Below are 16696 nucleotides of genomic sequence, written 5' to 3'. Positions count from 1 at the left end.
ACCCAATGGATGTCGAGTTGCATCCAGGCGGCAAGCATAAGAAGCCCGGGGAGCTTGGCCGTACCACGTGACCAGGGTTCGCGTGTACAAACAACAACGAGGCAGCTCGAGAAAACCAGGGGGATACCCAATGGATTTCGAGTTGCATCTAGGCGGCAAGCATAAGAAGCCCGGGGAGCTTGGCCGTACCAAGTGACCAGGGTTCGCGTGCGCAGCCAACAACGAGGCAGCTCGAAAGACGAAGGGTATATGGTGACACTGGAAGATGTAGCCGCTCTGGCGGGCGTATCCCGCGCCACGGTATCGCGCGTGGTCAATGGCGACAGCAACGTCAAGGCGCCGACGCGCGAAAAGGTTGAACAGGCGATCGCACAGTTGGGGTATACCCCCAATCCCGCCGCGCGTGCGCTGGCGTCCAGCCACAGCAATACGCTGGGCTTGGTAACCACTTCTTATCGTGGCGGCTTTTTTGGCATGCTGATGGATTTTGTGCAAGGTGAAGCCGAAAGCCACGGCAAGCAGCTGTTGGTGACACAGGGGCGCAACAGTGCGCAAAACGAGCTGCACGCCATCCAGCGGTTATTCAGTCTGCGCTGCGACGGGGTGATTTTGCATGTGCGTTACCTCAGCGACCAGCGCTTACGCCAGTTGGCGGATGAGCGGCATCGCTTTGTACTGCTCGACCGTCTGGTGCCCGGGCTGGAAGATCGCTGTGTGACCTTTGACCATGCGCGCGCCAGCCGCATGGCGACGCAGCAGTTGATTGATGCAGGTCACCGGCGCATCGCCTGCATCAGTGGGCCGCGCCAGCGCGCCTCCAGCCGGTTACGCATACTGGGGTTTGAGCTGGCGATGCAGGCGGCGATGCTGACCCCGCTGGCGTGTCTGGAAGGCGCGTACGACCTGGAAAGCGGCTATCGGTGTGCCGATCGGCTGTTACGCGCAGCCCCCCTGCCAACGGCGATATATTGCTGCAACGAAGAAATGGCCATCGGCGCGCTGTTAGCGATTAACGAGCATCGCCTGAGCGTGCCACAGGATATTGCGCTGATCAGTTATGACAGCGGCGAACGGGCGCAATTTATGCGTCCGGCGTTGACCAGCGTGCACTTCCCGATTGCCGAAATGGCGCAATTCGCAACCCGTTTGCTGATCGCACCGGAAACGCCGGCGGTGACGTTCACGCCCATCGTGATTCCACGTGATTCGATTGCCGCGCCAGCGGCATAAGTCACGAAATCCTCGACGGCAATTACATTCATTGCACCAAAAATACAACAAGCATCACATAAAATGCCCTGAGCTATGCTAGGATCCGCCTCCTGGCAGCCGGATCGAACGTTTACTGCGTAGACCCAGAAAACGCGGCATCCCCCTGTCCATAGACCAATCCACATACCAATCAGGCTTATTCAATGAATGATAGCAACCGTATCCGGCTTACCTGGATCAGCTTTTTTTCCTATGCGCTGACCGGTGCTTTAGTGATCGTCACAGGGATGGTGATGGGAAACATTGCAGAATATTTTAACCTGCCGGTTTCCAGCATGAGCAACACCTTCACCTTCCTGAATGCAGGCATTTTAATCTCGATTTTTCTTAACGCCTGGCTAATGGAAATCATCCCGCTCAAGCGTCAGTTGATCTTTGGTTTTCTGCTGATGGTACTGGCGGTTATCGGCCTGATGGTCGGCAAAAGCCTGACCATGTTCTCCATCTGCATGTTCATTCTTGGCGTGGTCAGCGGCATTACCATGTCGATCGGTACCTTCCTGATCACTCATATGTACTCCGGTCGCCAACGCGGTTCACGCCTGCTGTTTACTGACTCATTCTTCAGCATGGCCGGGATGATTTTCCCCATCGTCGCCGCCATGCTATTGGCGCGTCATATCGGTTGGTATTGGGTGTACGCCTGTATCGGCCTGCTGTACGTGGCAATTTTCGTGCTGACCCTGTGCTCCGACTTCCCGGTTCTGGGCCACAAGGGCGATGAGAGCGGCGCCCCGCTCGCCAAAGAAAAATGGGGGGTTGGCGTGCTGTTCCTGTCGATCGCCGCGCTGTGCTATATCCTCGGCCAGTTGGGCTTTATTCAATGGGTACCCGAATACGCCACCAAATCCTTCGGTATGGACATCAACCAGGCCGGCAAACTGGTCAGCGACTTTTGGACGTCTTACATGATTGGCATGTGGGTGTTCAGTTTCGTGCTGCGCTTCTTTGACCTGCAACGCATCGTCACCGTGCTGGCGGCACTGGCTACCGGTGCCATGTACCTGTTTGTCAGCAGCGATAACCCGCAGCATCTGGCTTACTACATCATGGCTCTGGGCTTCGTTTCCAGCGCTATCTACACCACGCTTATCACCCTCGGTTCTCTGCAGACCAAGGTGTCTTCGCCGAAACTGGTCAACTTCATCCTGACCTGCGGCACCATCGGCACCATGCTGACCTTTGTCGTCACCGGCCCAATCGTGGCCAAGGGTGGCGCGCATGCCGCACTGACGACCGCCAACGGTCTGTATCTGGCGGTATTCGTGATGTGTCTGCTGTTGGGCTTTGTGACCAAACATCGCAGCCACGGTCACGTCACCAACTGATATCCTCACAAAGCCGGTGGGACAGAAGACACACCCACCGGCAGACTCTGCCCACGCCCTACCCTTATCAACAGCCAAAAAGGGCGCTTATCGCGCCCTTTTTTTTAACCTGTCAGCCGATTAGCGTCGGAAATCGACCTTTTCTTCGCTGGACAGATATAGCGTGGTTTCCGCTGGGCGCGTTTCGGCTATTACCGCACCCTGGCGAATGGAGTAGCGCACCGGCGTCTGGCGACGTACCGCGTCAAAGCCGCTTTCCGCCGGTAAAATCACCAGGTTGGCACTGTTGCCCGCCGTCAGGCCGTAATCCTGCAAATGCAGCGTACGGGCGCTGTGGCTGGTAATCAGCTTCAGCCCGTCATCAATCTGACCGTAGCCCATCAATTGACACACGTGCAGCCCCATATGCAGCACCTGCAACATATTGGCGGTGCCCAGCGGATACCACGGATCGAATACGTCGTCGTGGCCGAAGCAAACGTTAATCCCTGCCTCGAGCATCTCTTTTACCCGCGTGATACCACGACGTTTGGGATAACTGTCGAAACGCCCCTGCAGATGAATATTGACCAGCGGGTTGGCGACGAAATTGATGCCGGACAGCTTCAGCAGGCGGAACAACCGTGAGGTATAGGCGCCGTTGTAAGAGTGCATCGCCGTGGTATGGCTGGCGGTGACCTTGTCGCCCATTTCCAGCTTCAGCGCCAGCGCCGCGACGGTTTCCACAAAGCGTGACTGCTCATCGTCAATTTCATCGCAGTGCACATCCACCAGCCGATGGTATTTTTGCGCCAGTGCGAAGGTTTTATGCAGCGACTCCACGCCGTATTCGCGGGTGAACTCAAAGTGCGGAATGGCGCCGACCACGTCCGCGCCGAGGCGCAGTGCCTCTTCCAGCAACGCTTCGCCGTTGGGATAGGACAGAATACCTTCCTGCGGGAAGGCGACGATCTGCAGCGTGACCCACGGCGCGACTTCCTGTTTCACCTCCAGCATGGCTCGCAGCGCGGTCAACGTGGGATCCGACACATCGACGTGAGTGCGCACATACTGGATGCCATTGGCGATTTGCCATTTCAGCGTTTGCCAGGCGCGCTGTTTGACGTCTTCATGACTCAGCAACGCCTTGCGTTCCGCCCAACGCTCAATACCTTCAAACAGCGTGCCAGACTGATTCCAGGCCGGCTGCCCGGCGGTCTGGGTGGTGTCCAGATGGATATGCGGCTCGACGAATGCCGGCAGCGCCAGCCCGCCCTCGGCATCCAGCGTATCGCTGCGCCACTCCTGCCCTTGCGGTTGCGGAATGATATGGGCGATGCGCCCCTGCTCGATCGCCAGCTGCCACAGCCCTTCGTGCCCGCCGAGGCGCAGGTTATCGATATATTTCAAATTATTCACCGGCATGCTGCTCCTTGATATGTTGTATGAACTGGCGGTTTGCCAGCGGGTTCAGTACGGCATAGCTCAACGCCGCGCCCAGTACCGCATTGATCGGCACGATGCCCGGCAACCAGTGCCCCGCCGCAACGCCAATCGCCACCGCCAGAATCGCCACCCAGTTGACGTTCATCATCCGCGCCTGTGCAAACGCCAGATAACGCTGCCGGTTAGCCAGATAATCGACAATGATCACACCGCCAATCGGCGGAATGGCCGCCGACAGAAACGTCAGCCAGCCAACGAAGTTATTATACAGCCACAGTGCGCTGAGCGTGCCGATGGCGCCGTTGATCATCGACAGGGTTTTGCTCGACCAGCCGGTAATGTTGGCGAATCCCAACCCGGAAGCGTACAGCGCGTTGTCGTTGGTGGTCCAGATATTCAGTCCCAGCACCACGATTGCCGGCAACAATAGGCCCTGCGCAAACATCACATCGGAAATGTCGGCCATGCCGAGCGTCGCGGCGCCGGCGGCGCCAAAAATGAACATCAGCGAATTACCGAGGAAGAAGGCCACCAGCGCCACCAGCACCGCCATTTTGGCGCTGCGGCCAAAACGCACGAAGTCTGCGGTCAAGGTACCGGCGCTGATAAACGAACCGATCACCATCGCCAGCGCAACGTTAAAATCCAGCGGCTGCGCCGGCATGATGTGGCGCACCGCATCCATACCGCCAGCGTGCTGCACCGCCAGCCACACCGAATAGCTGCCGAGCAAGGCAATAGCCGGCACCGCAATGGCAGAGAGAATGGTCAACGCAGAAATGCCGAAAAACACCGTGATGGTCATCAACACGCCAGACAGCGCAATCAGCCAGTTGACGTCCCAGCCGGTGGCCTTGCCGACCGGGATGGCAAACATCGCCACGCCAACGCCGAACCAGCCGACCTGCGTCCCACCCAGCAACAGCGAAGGCAGCCACGAGCCGCGCACGCCAAAAGAAAAACGCGCCAGCAGGTGGGTGGTCAGCCCGGTCTTTGCACCAATATAGCCCAGGCAGGCGGTGTATACGCCCAGCAGCAGGTTGCCGATCAGCACCGCCAAAAAGAAATCGTGATAGTTCAGCCCGGTGCCCAACGCGCCGCCGGTCCACATACTGGCAGAGAAAAAAGTCAGCCCCAGCATCACAAACGTCAATGCCATCGCCCCTTTACGCGCCGCTGCCGGCACTTGCTGCTGACTGAAATTATTATCCGGTGTCATGCGTGGTGTTCCTCCCCTGTGCTGATAAAAAAACCGCCGCAGTTTATAACGCGACGCGTCGAAAGCAATCGTTTTCGTCAAGCAATGGCTGTGCCAGCTTCGGCGGTAGAGCGAAATACTTCAGCGCTACTCCAGAATAAGTACGACTACCTTCAACTGGCACGATTCAGCCAAAGTTGAATAAAAACCGCAACTTATCAATTATCGATAAAAATCATCGATATAACACCTTAGAGGTATATGAAACTACTCTTGATTTACATCAATAAGTCGCCGAGCGGGAGGAATAAGGTAACGCTAGGAAATCAGAATTTTGAGGCAATAATGAGCAGAGTCAAACTTGCTATCATCGGTAATGGCATGGTCGGCCACCGGTTTATCGAAGACCTGCTGGATAAAGCAGGCCCTGACCACTTCGACATCACCGTTTTTTGCGAAGAACCCCGCATCGCTTACGATCGCGTACACCTGTCGTCCTATTTCTCGCACCATACCGCCGAAGAGCTTTCGCTGGTGCGCGAGGGATTTTACCAAAAGCATAACGTCAACGTGCTGGTGGGCGAACGCGCCATCACCATCAACCGCGGCGAAAAGGTGATTCACTCCAATACCGGCCGCACGGTGTACTATGACAAACTGATCATGGCCACCGGCTCCTATCCCTGGATCCCGCCGATCAAAGGCGCCGAAGGCCAGGACTGTTTCGTTTACCGCACCATTGAAGATCTTAACGCCATTGAAGCCTGCGCGCGCCGCAGCAAGCGCGGTGCGGTGGTCGGTGGTGGGCTGCTCGGTCTGGAGGCCGCCGGTGCACTGAAAAGTCTGGGCGTCGAAACCCACGTGATCGAGTTTGCGCCGGTGCTGATGGCCGAACAGCTCGATCCGATGGGCGGCGATCAACTGCGTCGCAAGATTGAACGCATGGGAGTCAAAGTCCACACCGGCAAAAACACCGAGGAGATCGTCCACAGCGGCCAGAACGCACGCAAAACCATGCAGTTTGCCGACGGCAGCGCGCTGGAAGTCGATTTTATCGTGTTCTCCACCGGTATCCGCGCCCAAGACAAGCTGGCGCACCAGTGCGGGTTGGCAACCGCGCGCCGCGGCGGCATCGTTATTAACGACAGTTGCCAGACGTCCGATCCGGACGTGTATGCCATCGGCGAATGCGCCTCATGGCAGGAGCGCACTTTTGGCCTGGTGGCGCCAGGCTACAAAATGGCTCAGGTGGCGGCCGATCACCTGCTGAACCGTGAAAATACCTTCTGTGGCGCCGACATGAGCGCCAAGCTGAAACTGTTGGGCGTCGACGTCGGCGGCATCGGCGACGCGCACGGCCGCACCGAAGGCGCCCGCAGCTACGTCTACCTGGATGAAAGCAAAGAGGTTTACAAACGCATCGTGGTCAGCGCCGATAACAAAACGCTGATCGGCGCGGTACTGGTCGGCGACACCAGCGACTACGGTAATCTGCTGCAACTGGCACTGAACCGCATCGAACTGCCGGAAAACCCCGACAGTCTGATCCTGCCTGCGCACGCTGGCAGCAAGCCGGCCATCGGCGTCGACTCCCTGCCGGAAAGCGCGCAGATTTGTTCCTGTTTCGACGTCAGCAAGGGCGACATCATCAACGCGGTAGCCATGGGCTGTCATACCGTGGCAGCCATCAAGGCCGAAACCAAGGCCGGCACCGGCTGCGGCGGCTGTATCCCGTTGGTTACCCAAGTGCTGAATGCCGAGCTGAGCAAGCAGGGCATTGAAGTCAATCATCACCTGTGCGAACACTTCGCCTATTCTCGCCAGGAGCTATACCACCTGATTCGCGTCGAGGGCATCAAGTCCTACGACGCATTGCTGGCAAAATACGGCAAAGGCTACGGTTGTGAAGTCTGCAAGCCGACCATCGGCTCGCTGCTGGCCTCCTGCTGGAACGAGTACATTCTCAAACCGCAGCATACGCCGCTACAGGATACCAACGACAACTTCCTCGGCAATATTCAGAAGGACGGCACCTACTCGGTGATCCCGCGCTCCGCCGGCGGCGAGATCACGCCAGACGGCCTGGTGGCGATCGGCAAGATAGCCAAGGAATACAACCTCTACACCAAAATGACCGGTTCACAGCGTATCGGCATGTTCGGCGCACAGAAAAACGATCTGCCGGCCATCTGGGCCAGGCTGATTGACGCCGGTTTTGAAACCGGCCACGCCTATGCCAAAGCGCTGCGAATGGCGAAAACCTGCGTTGGCAGCACCTGGTGCCGTTACGGCGTTGGCGACAGCGTCGGCTTTGGCGTGACGCTGGAGCACCGCTACAAAGGCATTCGTACCCCGCACAAAATGAAGTTCGGCGTTTCCGGCTGTACTCGCGAATGCGCGGAAGCACAGGGTAAGGACGTCGGTATTATCGCCACCGAAAACGGCTGGAACCTGTACGTCTGCGGCAACGGCGGCATGAAACCACGCCATGCCGATTTGCTGGCGGCCGACCTCGATCGCGAAACGCTGGTACGTTACCTCGACCGTTTCATGATGTTCTACATTCGCACCGCCGATAAGCTGCAACGTACCTCGGTATGGCTGGAAAGCCTCGATGGCGGCATCGATTATCTGCGCAAGGTGATCGTCGACGACAAGCTGGCTATCAACGCACAGCTGGAAGCGGAAATTGCCCGCCTGCGCGAAGCGGTGATCTGCGAGTGGAACGAAACCGTACAGCACCCTGAATCTCAGGGACGTTTTGCCCACTTTATCAACAGCAGCCAGCGCGACCCGAATGTACAAATGGTCGCCGAGCGCCAACAGCACCGTCCGGCTCGCCCTGACGAACGCATCCCGGTCACGCTGCTTGAAACCGAGGAGAACATTGCATGAGCCAGTGGATTAACGTTTGCTCAATCGCCGATATCCTGCCCGCTACCGGCGTGTGCGCCCTGATCGGCGAACAGCAGGTGGCGGTGTTCCGCCCCTACGCCGACGAGCAGCTGTTCGCCATCAGCAACATCGACCCATTTGCCCAGTCGAGCGTGCTGTCACGCGGCCTGATCGCCGAACACCAGGGGGAGTTATGGGTGGCCAGCCCGCTGAAAAAACAGCACTTTCGCCTACACGACGGCTTCTGCATGGAAGATGAAAGCCGCTCGGTAATGGCGTTCCCCTGCCGCGTGGTCGACGGCGTGGTGCAGGTTGCCAGCGCTGGCCGGTAAGCGCTGGCCAGGCAAGAATCATTTAAACTTTAGGGAAAAACCATGTTTACCGACACCATCAACAAATGCGCCGCCAACGCGGCGCGCATTGTCAAACTGGCGAAAGAGAGCCCGCTCGGATTCTGGATCGGTTCGGCGATGGCCGGCGCCTACGTCGGCCTCGGCATCATTCTGATTTTTACCCTGGGCAATCTGGTGGATCCGTCGATTCGGCCGCTGGTGATGGGTGCCACCTTCGGCATCGCGCTGACGCTGGTGATCATTGCCGGTTCAGAGCTGTTCACCGGCCACACCATGTTTCTGACGCTCGGCGTCAAGGCCGGCACCATCAGCCATAGCCAAATGTGGGCGGTGTTACCGCAGACCTGGCTGGGTAACCTGCTTGGCTCGGTGTTGGTGGCGTTGATGTATTATTACGGCGGTGGCAGCCTGCTGCCGGTGGATACCAGCCTGGTACATAGCGTAGCGCTGGCGAAAACCACCGCGCCGGCGAGCGTACTGTTCTTCAAGGGCGTACTGTGTAACTGGCTGGTGTGTCTGGCGATCTGGATGGCGCTGCGCGTTGAAGGCGCAGCAAAATTCATTGCCATCTGGTGGTGTCTGCTGGCCTTCATCGCCTCCGGCTATGAGCACTCGGTCGCCAACATGACGCTGTTCGCCCTTTCCTGGTTTGGTCAGCACGGCGATGCCTATACGCTGGGCGGCATCGGCCACAACCTGCTGTGGGTGACACTGGGCAATACGGTTTCCGGCGCCGTATTCATGGGCCTCGGCTATTGGTACGCCACGCCGCGCGCCCAGCGCCCGCAGGCCGAGAGCGCCAACGCACGTCAAACCGCGTAATATCGGGGGGTCTGGCGCCCCCTTTTGTCGCCTTCCCTGAGGATTGCTGATGGATTACCTACCGATATTTTGCCAACTGCAACACAAGGCTTGCCTGCTGGTGGGCGGCGGTGAAGTCGCCGAGCGTAAAGCGCGTCTGTTGCTGGATGCCGGCGCAGCGCTGACCGTCAACGCCAGCCAATTCAATCCGCAATTTCGGCAATGGGCCACTGAAGGCCGGCTGACGCTGGTGGTTGGGGAATTCAACGCTGATTTGCTGGTGGGAAAATGGCTGGCGATCGCCGCTACGGACCGCGTGGAAGTCAACGCCCTGGTCTATCAGTGCGCCAATCAGCAACGGGTTTTCTGCAATGTGGTGGACGATCCGAAACGTGCCAGTTTCATTATGCCGTCGATTATCGACCGGTCGCCGATCATGGTTGCCGTCTCCTCCGGTGGTAAAGCGCCAGTGCTGGCACGCCTGCTGCGAGAAAAACTCGAGGCGATGCTGCCACAGCATCTCGGCCGCCTGGCGCATTGGGGCGGAGCCCTGCGCCAGCGCGTGAAACAGCACTTTGCCGATCCGGCCGATCGCCGCCGTTTTTGGGAAAGACTGTTCAGCCACCATCGTCTGGCACAATCGCTGGCCAACAACGATGCCGCGCTGGCGGCGCAGCAGACCGAAGAGCTATTCGACACGCCGCAGCGCGCGCGCGGTGAAGTGGTGCTGGTGGGCGCCGGACCCGGTGATGCCGGCCTGCTGACGCTAAAAGGTCTGCAGCAGATGCAGCAGGCCGATGTGGTGGTGTATGACCGACTGGTGTCCGACGAAGTGATGGCATTGGTACGGCGCGACGCCGAACGCATTTTCGTTGGCAAGCGCGCCGGACAGCATTGCGTACCGCAGGAGCAGATCAACCGCATCCTGCTTGAACAAGCGCAGCGTGGCAAACGCGTTGTTCGGCTGAAAGGTGGCGATCCGTTTATCTTCGGCCGCGGAGGCGAGGAATTGGAAACGCTGGCCGATGGCGGTATTCCGTTCTCGGTAGTGCCCGGCATTACCGCCGCATCGGGCTGTTCAGCCTACAGCGGCATTCCCCTCACCCACCGCGACCATGCGCAAAGCGTCCGGCTGGTAACCGGCCACGCCAAGGCCGATGGCGGCCTGGACTGGGCAACGCTGGCCGCAGACCGGCAGACGCTGGTATTTTACATGGGATTGACGCAGGCAGCTGAAATCCAATGCCAATTGCAGGCACACGGCATGGCCGCTACAACGCCGGTCGCGCTGGTGGAAAACGGCACCTCTTGCCGTCAGCGGGTTATCGAAGGAGAACTGGCCCAGTTGGCATTATTGGCACAGCAGGCCGCCAGTCCAAGCCTGATTATCGTCGGCAGCGTGGTGAGTCTGCGCAGCAAATTGAACTGGTTCGCCAGCCACAGCGCCGCGCCGGATCTGGCAAAAATGGCATAACAAAAGGCCGGGCAAGCCCGGCCTGATACACAGAGCGCGGCAGCCGCGCCCGGCGGTAACGTCACGCTTACGGCTGTGTCACAAAGCCGATGGCCTGATAGACCTTGCTCAGCGTTTCCTGCGCCCGTGCACGCGCCTTGGCCGCACCGTCACGCATCACCTGTTGCAGATAGGCTTCGTCGTTACGGAACTGATGGTAACGCACCTGCAACTCGCTCAGCATGCCGGAAACCGCGTCGGCAACCGCCCCTTTCAGGTGGCCGTACATTTGCCCTTCAAACTCGGCTTCCAGCTCTGCGATAGGCTTGCCGGTGACGCCTGACAGAATATCCAGCAGATTGGATACCCCGGCCTTGTTCGCCACGTCGTAACGAATAACCGGCGGCTCATCGGAGTCGGTCATCGCACGTTTGATCTTTTTGGTCACCGCTTTCGGATCTTCCAGCAGGCCGATCACATTGTTGCGGTTATCGTCCGACTTGGACATTTTCTTGGTCGGTTCCTGCAACGACATCACGCGCGCGCCGGACTTGGGAATAAACGGCTCAGGGACCTTAAAGATCTCGCCGTACAGCGCGTTGAAGCGGGAGGCCACGTCACGGCTCAGCTCCAGGTGCTGTTTCTGATCCTCACCCACCGGTACCTGATTGGTTTGATACAGCAGGATGTCCGCCGCCATCAATACCGGATAGCTGAACAGGCCGGCGTTGATGTTCTCTGCATAGCGGCTGGACTTGTCCTTGAACTGGGTCATGCGGCTCAGTTCGCCGAAATAGGTGTAGCAGTTCAGCGCCCAGCTCAACTGGGTGTGTTCCGGCACGTGCGACTGCACAAAGATGGTGCTCTTGTTCGGATCGATGCCGCAGGCCAGATACAGCGCCAGCGTATCCAGCGTGGCCTTGCGCAGGGTTTCCGCGTCCTGACGCACGGTAATCGCATGCAAATCAACGATGCAGTATATGCAGTCGTAATCGTCCTGCAAATGTACCCACTGACGCAGTGCCCCCATGTAGTTGCCAATGGTCAGTTCGCCGGACGGCTGTGCGCCGCTAAATACGATGGGCTTACTCATGTTTACATTTCCTGATTCTCTAAAGATGACAGCCCAAGGGCGGGCAACAAATCGGCAAAGCGCTCCAACACCCGATCTGGATGACTCAGGGCAATCGCTTCACCGTAGTTATAACCGTAAGTCAGGCCAACGCTCTGGCAACCTGCCGCCTGTGCCGCCTGAATATCATTGCGCGAATCACCGACGAACAGCAGTTGACTGGCATGCAGGCCAAGCTTGCCGAGCACCAGATACAACGGCGCCGGGTGCGGTTTTTTCTCGATAACATCATCGCCGCCGATAATCAGCGAAAAATAGTCAAAGATCCCTAGCGTCTGCAATAGCGGGGCAACAAACGGCGTCGGCTTGTTGGTCACCAACGCCATCGGGTAACCCGCGGCCGCCAACTGCGCCAGCGTGGACTGCACCTGCGGGAACAGGCGGCTGCCGCTGCTGACGGTTTGTGCATAAAAATGATCGAAGCGGGCGCGCATTTGTTGGTCGATCTCCGGATTGGCGTCACGTTCCGCCCAGCGCAGAGCGCGTTGCACCAGCACGTCGGCGCCATTGCCAATCCAGGTGCCTACGCGAGCCTCGCCGGCCGGTGAACAGCCCAACTCCAGCAACGCCATGTCAATGGCGGCAGCCAGGCCCGGTGCGCTGTCCACCAGCGTACCATCGAGATCAAAAGCCAGACCGCGAATGGCCGAAAAATCAGCCATGCGTCACCTTCGCCAACTCGCTGCGCATCTCGTCGATTACCGCACGGTAATCTGGCTTGCCGAAAATCGCCGAGCCGGCGACAAACATGTCAGCGCCTGCGGCGGCGATTTCCGCGATATTATCCACCTTGACCCCGCCGTCGACTTCCAGACGGATATCACGACCGCTGTCGTCGATCAGCTTACGAACCTGACGCAGCTTGTCGAGCGTGCCGTGAATGAACGATTGGCCGCCGAAGCCCGGGTTGACCGACATCAGCAGGATCACGTCGATTTTATCCATCACGTAATCCAGATAGCTCAACGGGGTCGCCGGGTTGAAGACCAGCCCGGCCTTGCAGCCGTGCTCTTTGATCAATTGAATGGTGCGATCGACGTGTTCAGAGGCTTCAGGGTGGAAAGAGATGTAGCTGGCACCGGCCTTGGCAAAATCCGGGATGATACGGTCAACCGGCTTCACCATCAGGTGTACGTCAATCGGCGCGGTGATACCGTAATTGCGCAGCGCCTGACACACCATCGGGCCGATAGTCAGGTTGGGCACGTAATGGTTGTCCATCACGTCGAAATGCACCACATCGGCGCCTGCTGCCAGCACGTTGGCCGTGTCCTCACCTAACCGGGCAAAATCTGCCGACAGAATGGACGGGGCAATCAAAAACTTTTTCATCCGCTTCTCCAAACGTAGGGGTAATTATTATACGCCGGGGTGCCTGCCTGTTCCCGGCTTAGCGATACAGCGCCAAAAGCTCGTTGACCTTGCTACGGCCCAAAATATTGCGGCTGATGGTACGACGCGCCTTCACCACATACAGTGAGGCGTGCTGATACCAGTCACGGGTCAATTCGGTATCGTGATTGGAGATCAATACCGGCACCCGGCTTTCCACCGACAACTGATGCGCTATCTGCGCCAGTCCCTGCTGATCGGCAAGGCTGAAACTGTTGGTGTGGTAGGCGGTAAAGTTCGCCGTGGCCGACAGCGGCGCGTACGGCGGATCGCAGTACACCACCGCACCGCTGGACGCTTTCAACATGGTATCGCGGTAATGCTCACAGACAAAAGTGGCATTGCGTGATTTTTCAGCGAACCAGTACAGTTCTTCCTCGGGGAAGTAAGGCTTTTTGTAGCGGCCAAACGGCACGTTGAATTCACCACGCAGATTGTAACGACACAGGCCGTTGTAACAGTGGCGATTCAGATAGAGAAACAGCAGCGCCCGACGGTAAGCGTCCTGGCTAGTATTGAACTCTTCGCGCAGCAGGTAAAACTGGTCTGAGTTATTGAATTCATCGGTGAACAGAGTGCGGGCATCACGCACGAAGTCATCCGTACGCAGTTTAACGATATTATACAGGTTGATAAGATCGCTGTTGATGTCGGCGAGAATATAGGCGTCGTATTCCGTGTTCAGAAAGACTGAACCCGCACCCACGAAGGGCTCGATTAAGCAGTCGCCCGCCGGCAGATGACGACGGATCTCGTCAACCAGCGGGTATTTTCCACCAGCCCATTTTAAAAAAGCGCGGTTTTTCTTCATGCCGTCAGTTAGCTACTTATACAATTCAGAGCGGCGGATTGTACTCTGTTTCAGACAGCACATCAGCGCACAAATTAAAATGATTTACGCCCGTCATACCTGAAGCCGCATCTGGGCTGGCTGCACACACTGCTCCGAATCCTTTACCGTGTAAGCTGATCGGAATGCGTTTAGCTGCCGCCTTGATGCCATGGCCAGTCATTCAGGGCCTACACCCCGCCAATTTCAACCGGCTGGCGCGGCGAGTCGGCGGGGCGTAGCGCACTACGCCCCTGTCGCTCTCGTCCGGCTGCCTGGCCGTCACTTGAAATCTGTCGGGTTACTTTTTCAGATCCTGCTGTACCTGACGTACCGAGCGGACCCAGGGTTTTTTCGCCTGCACATCTGCCGGCAGCGTGGCTATCGCCCGTTTTGCCTCAGCGGAAGACGCATAGTTGCCGCTGACCAACACAAACCACTGCTTGCCGTTACGCCTGGTTTCGTAGACGAAATAATGCGGCAGCTTTTGCTGCTTGGCATAGGCGTTCAGCGTATCGGAACGGGAGGCACTGCTCAGTTGCAGCGTATAGTGACCGCCCGGCGCAGAGGCGATGGCGCCACCGTTGCCGCTGGTCGCAGCAGGTTTGCTCGATGCCGGTGGCGTTGTTTTATGCTGGTTGGCGGTTGCCGGTTTGCTGGCGGTTTTCGCCGGTGTCTTATGCGTTTGTGCCGGCGTGTGGCCTTGTACCGGACGGGTAGTTTCCCCCGGCGCTGCGCCACCCATCACCGTCGCCGGTGCCGTCGGCAAACTGGACACCGCACCGTTGGCCCCCTGGGTTGCAGCATCGACCTGGCCTTGCTGCGACGACAGGGCATCAGCCATGTTGCCCGGCAGCTCTACGCGCTGCTGCGCGCCACCCTGCGGTGGTTGCTGCTGTGCTTCGGTTGGCGTAGCAGAAATCGGCGGAACGCTGATGTTTTGCGGCTGCTGCGTTTGCTGCTGCGGCGTTGAAAGGTTGACGCCGTTGGCATCGTTGGCATCGTTGGTGCCACCCGGCACGCCCTGATTATTCGCCGTCAGCGACGAAGAGCCCGCCAGATTGATATCACGTGCCGCTCCCGGCTGGGTGCCCTGCTGGGCAGCCTCATGCTTGGTGGGTGCCTTCAGCGCCGAACCGATGCCGATGATCAGCAACAGCAGCACCAAAATGCCGATGCCAATCATCATGTGCTGACGTGAAACGGCAAAACGCGGCCCCGGAGCTGGCTTGCGCGAACGTGCAGGACGACGATCGCTGCTGTCAGGTCTGAGATCGTCTTCCGGTTTAAACTCATCCATCTGAAACCCTCCCACTAGAGGCAAAGGCCTGCCACCGTCATCTGCGGTGAGGCAAACCGATTAACCCAAATCATGACTCACGGGATGACCCCGTTCGCTCGTTATTAATATAGCCGTTAGCTGGCAACTGCCTTGCCGGTTAGTCAGGCAGGCAATCGGCGATCGACGCCAGTACCTGCTCGTGCGACACGCCGCTGCGAACTTCCGCCGCGCCGATCGCCGTCGGCAATACCAGTCGCAGTTCGCCGGCCAGTACTTTTTTATCACGCATCATATGCGGTAAATAGGCTGCCGGCGCCATTTCCTGCGGCCCGTTCACCGGCAGGCCGGCGCGTAACAGCAGTTGACGAACGCGTGCGATGTCGTCGGCGGAAAACTGGCCGAGACGATGTGCGGTATAGGCCGCCATCATCATGCCGGCGGCAACGGCTTCGCCGTGCAGCCAGACGCCATAGCCCATTTCAGCCTCGATGGCATGGCCGTAAGTATGGCCCAGATTCAGCAAAGCGCGCAGCCCGCTTTCTCGTTCATCGGCGGCGACCACCTCGGCTTTCAGCTCACAGCAACGACGAATGCAGTACGCCAGCGCCTGCATATCCAGCGCCACCAGCTTGTCGATGTTGTTTTCCAGCCAGGTAAAGAAATTCGCGTCGAGAATAATGCCGTATTTGATTACTTCGGCCAGACCGGAGGAGAGTTCACGCGCCGGCAGCGTCTTCAGGCAGTCCAGATCAATCACCACCGAAGCGGGTTGATAGAATGCGCCGATCATGTTTTTGCCGAGCGGATGGTTGACGGCGGTTTTGCCGCCAACGGAAGAATCCACCTGCGAAAGCAGGGTGGTAGGCACCTGAATGAACCGCACGCCGCGTTGGTAACACGCGGCAGCAAATCCAGTCAGGTCACCGATCACGCCGCCGCCCAGGGCGATCAGCGTGGTATCACGGCCGTGTGGTTTTTCGAGCAGCGCCGAGAACACCTGATCCAGCACGGTCAGGGATTTATACTGTTCGCCATCAGGCAAAATCACCTGATCCACCACCACGCCGCCTTGCTCCAGCACCTTCCGAACAGCGTCCAGATACAGCGGTGCCAGCGTTTGGTTGGTGACCAGCATCACCTGTTCACCCGCCTTCAGCGGCATAAAAGAAGCCGGATCGTCAAACAATCCGGCAGCAATGGTAATCGGGTAGCTTCGCTCCCCAAGCGTTACAGTAATTCTCTCCATGTCGCGCTCAGTTCTCATTGTGGTGGTGGTTTATCCCCACGTTAGGGGGAACACAATCAGTCTTCCGCCTCTGCCCAAAGCCGAACACGG

At 58.3% G+C, this 16696-nt stretch carries 14 protein-coding genes; 6 read left to right on the top strand and 8 right to left on the bottom strand.

Translation table 11 applies throughout. The features are described 5' to 3' along the window. Positions 1–249 precede the first annotated feature (249 nt). Both ACCC84_RS18355 and tsgA read left to right on the top strand, forming a co-directional pair. Positions 250–1230 carry a LacI family DNA-binding transcriptional regulator gene (locus tag ACCC84_RS18355; RefSeq protein WP_004956308.1) on the top strand — a complete coding sequence of 327 codons (981 nt, stop codon included), beginning with the start codon at positions 250–252 and terminating at the stop codon, positions 1228–1230. Between the two features lie 185 nt (positions 1231–1415). Next, positions 1416–2600 carry an MFS transporter TsgA gene (gene tsgA / locus ACCC84_RS18350; RefSeq protein ID WP_004956310.1) on the top strand — a complete coding sequence of 395 codons (1185 nt, stop codon included), beginning with the start codon at positions 1416–1418 and terminating at the stop codon, positions 2598–2600. Between the two features lie 120 nt (positions 2601–2720). On the opposite strand, the gene ACCC84_RS18345 is transcribed toward tsgA, so the two are convergent. Together ACCC84_RS18345 and codB are read right to left on the bottom strand one after the other, a co-directional pair. After that, positions 2721–4004 (bottom strand): cytosine deaminase, encoded by a 1284-nt coding sequence (locus ACCC84_RS18345; protein ID WP_004956312.1) that lies wholly within the window; start codon positions 4002–4004, stop codon positions 2721–2723. Beyond that, positions 3991–5244, bottom strand: a complete 1254-nt coding sequence (codB, locus tag ACCC84_RS18340; RefSeq protein ID WP_198773712.1) for a cytosine permease — start codon at positions 5242–5244, stop codon at positions 3991–3993. The genes ACCC84_RS18345 and codB overlap by 14 nt, the downstream gene beginning before the upstream one ends. Before the next feature lie 324 nt (positions 5245–5568). On the opposite strand from codB, the gene nirB reads away from it, so the two are divergent. The 4 genes from nirB to cysG are packed head-to-tail and all read left to right on the top strand — an operon-like array spanning position 5569 to position 10746. Then, on the top strand, positions 5569–8118 hold the full coding sequence (nirB, locus tag ACCC84_RS18335; protein WP_039991348.1) for a nitrite reductase large subunit NirB: 2550 nt from the start codon (positions 5569–5571) through the stop codon (positions 8116–8118). Continuing rightward, positions 8115–8450, top strand: coding sequence for a nitrite reductase small subunit NirD (gene nirD, locus ACCC84_RS18330; protein ID WP_004956321.1), 336 nt, complete (start codon positions 8115–8117; stop codon positions 8448–8450). The genes nirB and nirD overlap by 4 nt, the downstream gene beginning before the upstream one ends. A 42-nt stretch (positions 8451–8492) precedes the next feature. Beyond that, the gene (gene nirC / locus ACCC84_RS18325; RefSeq protein WP_004956322.1) at positions 8493–9293 is read left to right on the top strand and encodes a nitrite transporter NirC; all 801 of its coding nucleotides are present in this window, start codon (positions 8493–8495) and stop codon (positions 9291–9293) included. A gap of 49 nt (positions 9294–9342) precedes the next feature. Further along, a complete protein-coding gene (cysG, locus tag ACCC84_RS18320; RefSeq protein WP_004956323.1) occupies positions 9343–10746 on the top strand; it encodes a siroheme synthase CysG in 1404 nt (467 codons plus the stop codon). Between the two features lie 67 nt (positions 10747–10813). Here cysG and trpS read toward each other — a convergent pair whose 3' ends face one another. The 6 genes from trpS to aroB all read right to left on the bottom strand — a co-directional run bounded on the left by trpS (position 10814) and on the right by aroB (position 16606). Further along, positions 10814–11818: a tryptophan--tRNA ligase gene (gene trpS, locus ACCC84_RS18315; RefSeq protein ID WP_004956324.1), complete on the bottom strand. Its 1005-nt coding sequence runs from the start codon at positions 11816–11818 to the stop codon at positions 10814–10816. A 2-nt stretch (positions 11819–11820) separates the two neighbouring features. Then, complete coding sequence (locus ACCC84_RS18310; RefSeq protein ID WP_371902153.1) at positions 11821–12519, bottom strand: phosphoglycolate phosphatase; 699 nt, start codon at positions 12517–12519, stop codon at positions 11821–11823. Then, complete coding sequence (rpe, locus tag ACCC84_RS18305) at positions 12512–13189, bottom strand: ribulose-phosphate 3-epimerase (protein ID WP_198773710.1); 678 nt, start codon at positions 13187–13189, stop codon at positions 12512–12514. The genes ACCC84_RS18310 and rpe overlap by 8 nt, the downstream gene beginning before the upstream one ends. Positions 13190–13247: 58 nt before the next feature. Beyond that, entirely contained in the window at positions 13248–14060 is an 813-nt protein-coding gene (gene dam, locus ACCC84_RS18300; protein ID WP_004956327.1) for an adenine-specific DNA-methyltransferase, read from the bottom strand. 319 nt (positions 14061–14379) lie between these two features. Beyond that, the gene (locus ACCC84_RS18295) at positions 14380–15378 is read right to left on the bottom strand and encodes an SPOR domain-containing protein (protein WP_039991349.1); all 999 of its coding nucleotides are present in this window, start codon (positions 15376–15378) and stop codon (positions 14380–14382) included. 139 nt (positions 15379–15517) lie between these two features. After that, positions 15518–16606, bottom strand: coding sequence for a 3-dehydroquinate synthase (aroB, locus tag ACCC84_RS18290; RefSeq protein ID WP_198773709.1), 1089 nt, complete (start codon positions 16604–16606; stop codon positions 15518–15520). Positions 16607–16696 lie beyond the last annotated feature (90 nt).

It is taken from the genome of Serratia odorifera, assembly GCF_041448735.1.
GTDB lineage: Bacteria > Pseudomonadota > Gammaproteobacteria > Enterobacterales > Enterobacteriaceae > Serratia_F > Serratia_F odorifera.
This window is presented reverse-complemented; position numbering and strand designations above follow the sequence as displayed.